This window comes from Xanthomonas sp. SHU 166 (assembly GCF_000364685.1).
In the GTDB taxonomy this organism is placed as follows: Bacteria; Pseudomonadota; Gammaproteobacteria; order Xanthomonadales; family Xanthomonadaceae; genus Xanthomonas_A; species Xanthomonas_A sontii.
Genome location: NZ_AQOJ01000536.1, coordinates 1 through 1,809 on the forward strand (window position 1 = coordinate 1; position 1,809 = coordinate 1,809).

1 protein-coding gene and 1 pseudogene are annotated in these 1,809 nt (G+C 66.6%); both read right to left on the reverse strand.

What is annotated here, in order from left to right; translation table 11 throughout:
* On the reverse strand, positions 1–1,311 hold a 1,311-nt coding region (locus D180_RS13870), incomplete at its 3' end, for an MCP four helix bundle domain-containing protein (protein ID WP_017913269.1).
* A 37-nt stretch (positions 1,312–1,348) separates the two neighbouring features.
* Positions 1,349–1,809: pseudogene (locus D180_RS13875) on the reverse strand (methyl-accepting chemotaxis protein); the annotation flags it as partial.

Consider the following 1,809-nt stretch of genomic DNA (forward strand, 5'->3'; position numbering starts at 1 on the left):
CACGGTCGCCCGCACCGATTCGCCGCCGTCCAGCGCCTGGCTGGAGGCCTTGCTGGCCATGCCGTCGGTGATCTTGGCGTTTTCGGTGTTCTGCGAGATCGACGCGGTCATCTGCTCCAGCGAGGCGCTGGTCTCCTCCACGCCGGCGGCCTGCTCGCTGGCCGCCTGGCTCAGCGACTGCGCGGTGGCGCTGACCTCTTCCGACGCGCTGGCCAGCGATTCGGCATTGCCGTTGACCTCGCTGACCACCTGCGACAGGCGGGCGATGGTGTCGTTGATGTAGTTCTTCATCTCGGCGTAGGCGCCGTCGTAGTGCTTGTCGATGCTCTGGGTCAGGTCGCCCTCGGCCAGGCCGCCCATCACCCGCACCACGTCCTGGATGCTGCCGCCGGTCGTGGTCGCCAGATCGTTCAGTCCCTGGCCCATCTCACGCTGGAACCCCGCCAGGCCATCCAGCGCGATCCGCTCGGAGAAGTCGCCGCGGTTGGCGGCCGCGACCACACGGCGCTGGCCGTCGATCACCAGCTTCAGCCGCTCGACCATGCTCCGCATCGCATACAGCGCGCTGCCGCTGTCGTTGGCGCGCACCGCCACCTCCAGGTTGAGGTCGCCCTGCGCCACCTTGTTGGCGATCTCGGCCACATAGGCCGGCTCGCCGCCCAGCAGGCGGGTGAGGATGCGCACGATGAAGAACGCCACGACCGCGCCCAGCAGCATCGCCGCCACGATGGTCGCGATGATCAGCGAGCGCGCGGACGCATAGAGTTCGTCGCCGCGGTCGCTGGCGTCCTGGCCGCCCTTGACGTTCAGGTCCACCAGCTTGTCGATCGCGTCGGCGGTGCTGCGGAAGATCTGCCGCTGCTCGCCGTTCAGTGCGGTCATCGACTCCTCTGTCTTGCCCTGCGCCGCCAGCGCCAGCAATTGCTTGTGCAGCTCGGTGTAGCGGTCGAAGTTCTTCGCGAAATCCTCGTACAGCGCCTGCTCCTCCGGCGAGGAGATCAGCGGGACGTAGGCCTTCTTGTTGTTCTCGAAGGCCTCGAGGGTCTTGATCATGCGCGTGTCGTAGTCCTGCCGCTCGGCCGGATCGGTGGCGATGACCCGTTGCAGTTCGAACAAGCGCAACTTGTTGAAGTTGGCGCTCATTTCCTCGACGTTGCGTACGCTGGGCATCCAGTTGCCGGCAAGCTCCGTGGACGAGCCGTTGATTCGGGCCATTTGCATCGTGGCGAAAATGCCGGTCCCCAACAGCAGCAGCAACACCAGGCCGAAGCCGATGCCGATGCGTGTGCCGATCTTCATGTGCTGGAACATCGTGATCCCCCTGGATGTGATGTCGTGAAAGTGGATGTCAGAACGTATCGAAATGGGCTTCGTCCGGCCCCGACACCAGTGCCAGGCCGACCTCGCCGAACCCACGCTTGCGCGCCGGCGCCGCCCTGCGGGACGGACCGGCGGTGACTGTCTTCGGACGCCGCGGCGCCAGGACCTGGTTGGTACGGAAGAAACTCATCAACTGCTGCAACTGCTCGGCCTGCCCGCTCATTTCCTCGGCCGTGGCGGCCAGCTCCTCGGAGTTGGCCGCGGCCTGCTGGGTGGTCTGGTTGAGCTGGCCGACCGCGGCGTTGATCTGGCCGACGCCGGAGGTCTGTTCCTCGGAGGCGGCGGTGATCTCCTGCACCAGGTCGGAGGTGCGGCGGATCGACGGCACCATCTGCTCCAGCAGCTTGCCGGCGTTCTCGGCCAGCTCCACGCTGGACTCGGCGACCTGGCCGATTTCCTGCGCGGCCACCTGGCTGCGCTCGGCCAGCT